Genomic DNA, 3,831 nt, shown 5'->3' with positions numbered 1-3,831 from the left:
GGCGATGCGCATCGGCCGGATGTCCTGCGAACGCGCGCGTTCATCGGACATCACGAAGATGCCTTCGCTCTCGAGGGTCGCGCGGGCGGGAAGGTCGCGCGGGATGTTCACCGGCATGATTCGATACTGCCATCGCCGGAGGAGACGGCCACATCTCACGCCGGGAGCATCGGTCAGACGACGTCGCGCACGCGGATCCCGACGGTGCCCGATGCGCCGCGCCGCAGCCGCGAGCCCAGGACGGTCAGCCGCCCGAGGATCCCGTACTTGTGCTCGATCCGCCGCGCCGCGAGGGAACCGTCGATCACCTCGCCGACCCCGGCGACCACCGGGCCGCGGGTCGTGGTGCCCCGCGCATCGCAGGCCTGCACCAGCACGTTGTTGTTGCGCCGCAGTCGTTTGACCTTCCACGAGTCGGCCACGGTCCACACCACCAGGTCGTCCCCGTCCGGCGCCGCCCACAGCGGCGAGGCCACCGGCGTGCCGTCCTTCTTGTAGGTCGTGAACATCACGTACTTGGCTTGGGCGATCTCGGCGACGCTCGGGAAGGTCATGGTCGCCAGGGTAATCCGCTTCGCCCGGCAGGTCCCGGCCTGGTTTCGACGCCGTTCAACTCAACCGTCCATCGACGACGTCGCACTGGCGGCGTCGGGTCAAGCGATGCACGCGCCGGAGCCCGCCCCCGGATACGAGAGTCGGGTGAACTAGCTAGTACGACGTGCTGCGGGACTCCGCGAGTTCAACGAACTCGTCGACAGCGGTTGGGACTTCTTTGCCGAAGATGTTTTTGAGCGCAGGCAGCAAGATGAGCGAGAGCGGCCCTCGTGCTTTGAGTTCCCAGGTGACGTCGTAGCAGCTCTCACCAGTGGATTCGATCCGATGGTGCCAGTCGGTGTGGGTCCACAGCAGACTCTCGAATCGGTCCGTATAGCCGCTCTTCGGATCCACCTCGATGATCTTGTACTTGATCGGGCCCTGCCCTGCGACCTTGACCGTCCCGGTCGCCCCCTCCTCAAAGGATCCGTCGACGTTGATGTATTCCAAGCCCTTGTCCCACTCGACACGCTCGGGCACATCGGCCCACAGATCCCACATCACGTCTCGATCCGCGCAGGTCGATCTGGTCACTTTGATGAGGTGACTCTCGCGCAGACTGCCGATGGCGGCGAGCAAGGCGATGGCGGCGAGCGGGCCGCCCGCGAGACTCCAAGTGATCTTCCGGCGTCGAGTCATGACAGGCACTCTCCTCTTCCAGCATGCGCGAAGATAACCGAAACGCGCTATTGCGCGGCGCCCGAACTTGTCTCGATGAGCGCGGGTACGCGCGAACTCGCGCCCGAGACGTCGCTTCGGCTGCAGGGGTGAGCACTGCAGCGATCGGCTACCACTTCGGCACGACTGATGCCCTGCTCATCGAGGCTCTGCTGAATGGCTTGGAGAAATGGTCGGCAGTTCTCGACCAAAGCCTGACCGCCCTCCCGAAGACAGACTTGCCGGAGCATCTCGCGAACGTCTACCGATGCGTCGTCCAGTCCTTCGAGGGGTACCGCGGTGTCCTCGCCGCTTCGTTCGAGTTGATGGCGCAAGCCGATGACAACGAGCGGATCCGACAGGAACTGCGCCGCGCCGTCGAGCACGCACGGTCATCGCTTCTCGGGCAGATACTTCGGTCAGATTCGGACCCCGATCAGATGCACGTGTTCGGCACCGCCGGCTACGCGATGCTCAGCGGCCTCATCGTTCAGTGGCTCGTGGACCCGGACAGCCTCCCCACGCCGGAGATGGTGAGCTCGCAACTGCTGCAATGGAATACGCAGGTAGGACGTTGACTCGGCCAGATCCCGGAAGGAGTTGAGGAGCGGCCGCGTTTTCTGGCTGCTGTGGCTGGCTCATTGAGCGCGGGGACGTTGCCGAACTCGTCGACGTTCTCGACGGTCCAGTCCGGCAGGGGCCGGAACCTCACCACTGCGGTCCTCATCTCGATGACCGTGGCCTGGCGATTCTGGCGTTGGCCATCGTCGGCGAGAATCCGCACCCCCTGAGCCTTCGGGCCAACACAGACGCCCCGTTCCGCCGTCGGCGGAGCGGGGCGTCGTCTGTGGGATCAGCCGAGGCCGACGAGGCGGTCGGACGCCTCCCACAGCCCGTCGATCAGTGCGGGGTCGTGCGCTTGGCGGTTCTCACGGCCGCCTGCACGGAATCGGCTGAAGTACACGCCGTTGACGTCGGGGTCGGCGCCGCGCTGTGCGAGTGCGATCAGCGGTTCGGCCCCCTTTTCCGGGGTGATCGCGGCGACCTTGCTCAGCGGCGTGCGGTAGATCAAGCCGACAGCCGCCGAGTCCCGGCCGAACTGGCTGGCCACCAGACCGGGATGCACTGCGGCCGAGACGATTCCGTCGTCGGCCCAACGCTCCGCGATCCCGCGCGTGAACATGATGTTCATCAGTTTGCTGGTGCCGTAGCACCGCGATTGGAAGGCCCGCCGCCGCTCCCAGTCCAGGTCGGACAGATCGACCCGGCCGAACAGATTCCCGGCGCTGGCCGTGTTCAGCACCAGCGCGCCGTCCCCGGCCGCGGCGAGGCGCTCGCGCAGCAGGTTGGTGAGCAGGAAGCCGGCCAGATGGTTGATCTGGAAGTTGGGTTCGTGGTCGTCGGCGGTGCGCGGCTCCGGCTCGAAGGTGCCGCCCGCGTTGTTGAGCAGCACGTCGACGGCGCCGGCGTGGCCGGCGATCTGGTCGGCGAGTTCGCGCACCTGATCCAGGCTGGCGAAGTCGGCGGTCAGCCCGATCCCGCCGGTGTCGGCGGCGACGGCGGCGATCTTGTCCGCCGAACGGCCGACCAGGATCAGCTGTATGTCGGGGTCGGCCAGCGCGCGTGCGGCCACCGCCCCGATTCCGTCGCTCGCACCGGTGATGACGATCGTTCGCTTCGCTGGCATTCGCCCGACGATAGTCAGTGCGGCGGCGACCGTCTATACCCTGCGCGGATGCCGGCCGGCGATCAGCCGCCGACGCCGACCGTGTTGCCGCTGCCCTCGTCGTCGATCTCCGGGGATCCTTCCCGGTAGTTGACGGTGTTGTCGTTGCCGTTCAGGTCGACGTCGTCGATGCGCTGCGCGGTCACGGTGTTGTTGTCGCCGTCGACGTCCAGATCGTCGACCAGTCCGGCGGTCACCGTGTTGTCCGAGCCGGCGACGTCGAGGTCGTCGACGTTCTCGGCGGTGATCGTGCCGCCGGACGATTCGATCTTCACGTCGTCGCAGTTTCCGGTGATCGAGACCTGCGCCGACGGTACGGCGACGATCACGTCGCCGCCGGTGCACCGGACCTCGGCCGGGGTCTGTGTGATCCGCACGGTCTGGTCGTTCGCAGCCGTGTGCCGGCTGCCGTCGTCGTCACCGGGCTTGGAGTCGTCGTGGGTCGGTGATTGCTCCGCCTGGGGCCCCGACGTGACGGTCACCGTTTCCGGTGCCGAGTCGCCGTCGTCTCCGCAGCCCGCGAGTGCGAGCGCAGCCGCGACCGCCCCGGCGAATACTGCCGACTTGCGCGCGATGTGCATTTCTCGAGCCTCCAATGACCGTGATCGGGTGTGGTTCCCGACCCTAGTGCGCTCCTCTGCTCCCCGCAGGGCGACGGCCCCGCACCGTCAGTTGCGATGCGGGGCCGTCCTTCTGCGGGCTGCAGAGCTCGTCGGCTCAGCTGATCTTCAGCGAGTCGGTGGCGTCGTCGACGTCCACGTGCACGGTGTCGCCGTCGCGGATGTCACCGGCCAGCAGGGCCTTGGCGAGCTTGTCGCCGATGGCCTGCTGCACCAGGCGGCGCAGCGGCCGCG

Annotated in this window: 7 protein-coding genes; 1 reads left to right on the top strand and 6 read right to left on the bottom strand. The window is 67.1% G+C overall.

The genetic code is table 11. The features are described 5' to 3' along the window. The 3 genes from GX543_RS17425 to GX543_RS17415 all read right to left on the bottom strand — a co-directional run. Positions 1-117: homoserine O-succinyltransferase (locus GX543_RS17425; RefSeq protein WP_290853752.1), on the bottom strand; the 117-nt coding region annotated here is incomplete at its 3' end. A gap of 56 nt (positions 118-173) precedes the next feature. Next, positions 174-554, bottom strand: a complete 381-nt coding sequence (locus tag GX543_RS17420; RefSeq protein ID WP_290853748.1) for a PPOX class F420-dependent oxidoreductase — start codon at positions 552-554, stop codon at positions 174-176. Between the two features lie 154 nt (positions 555-708). Further along, positions 709-1,233 (bottom strand): hypothetical protein, encoded by a 525-nt coding sequence (locus GX543_RS17415; protein ID WP_290853745.1) that lies wholly within the window; start codon positions 1,231-1,233, stop codon positions 709-711. Positions 1,234-1,256: 23 nt separating this feature from the next. Between GX543_RS17415 and GX543_RS17410 the strand changes: the two genes are divergently transcribed. Further along, entirely contained in the window at positions 1,257-1,829 is a 573-nt protein-coding gene (locus GX543_RS17410; RefSeq protein WP_290853744.1) for a TetR/AcrR family transcriptional regulator, read from the top strand. A 275-nt stretch (positions 1,830-2,104) separates the two neighbouring features. Here the strand turns inward: GX543_RS17410 and GX543_RS17405 are convergent, their stop codons facing one another. The 3 genes from GX543_RS17405 to GX543_RS17395 form a co-directional block, all read right to left on the bottom strand. Then, positions 2,105-2,938 (bottom strand): SDR family NAD(P)-dependent oxidoreductase, encoded by an 834-nt coding sequence (locus GX543_RS17405; protein WP_290853742.1) that lies wholly within the window; start codon positions 2,936-2,938, stop codon positions 2,105-2,107. 62 nt (positions 2,939-3,000) lie between these two features. Continuing rightward, positions 3,001-3,558 (bottom strand): DUF3060 domain-containing protein, encoded by a 558-nt coding sequence (locus GX543_RS17400; RefSeq protein ID WP_290853741.1) that lies wholly within the window; start codon positions 3,556-3,558, stop codon positions 3,001-3,003. A gap of 136 nt (positions 3,559-3,694) precedes the next feature. Then, the coding region (locus GX543_RS17395; RefSeq protein WP_290853750.1) for a hypothetical protein at positions 3,695-3,831 on the bottom strand (137 nt) is incomplete at its 5' end.

This window comes from Gordonia sp. (in: high G+C Gram-positive bacteria), from assembly GCF_012515855.1.
Taxonomy (GTDB): Bacteria; Actinomycetota; Actinomycetes; order Mycobacteriales; family Mycobacteriaceae; genus Gordonia.
Note: the sequence above shows the minus strand (reverse complement) of the source record. Positions and strands in the feature narration are given on the sequence as shown.

Coding starts and splice junctions, on each gene's coding strand:
- GX543_RS17410 (WP_290853744.1), top strand. CDS start 1,257: ATGCGCGAAGATAACCGAAACGCGCTATTGCGCGGCGCCCGAACTTGT.
- GX543_RS17420 (WP_290853748.1), bottom strand. CDS start 554: ATGACCTTCCCGAGCGTCGCCGAGATCGCCCAAGCCAAGTACGTGATG.
- GX543_RS17415 (WP_290853745.1), bottom strand. CDS start 1,233: ATGACTCGACGCCGGAAGATCACTTGGAGTCTCGCGGGCGGCCCGCTC.
- GX543_RS17405 (WP_290853742.1), bottom strand. CDS start 2,938: ATGCCAGCGAAGCGAACGATCGTCATCACCGGTGCGAGCGACGGAATC.
- GX543_RS17400 (WP_290853741.1), bottom strand. CDS start 3,558: ATGCACATCGCGCGCAAGTCGGCAGTATTCGCCGGGGCGGTCGCGGCT.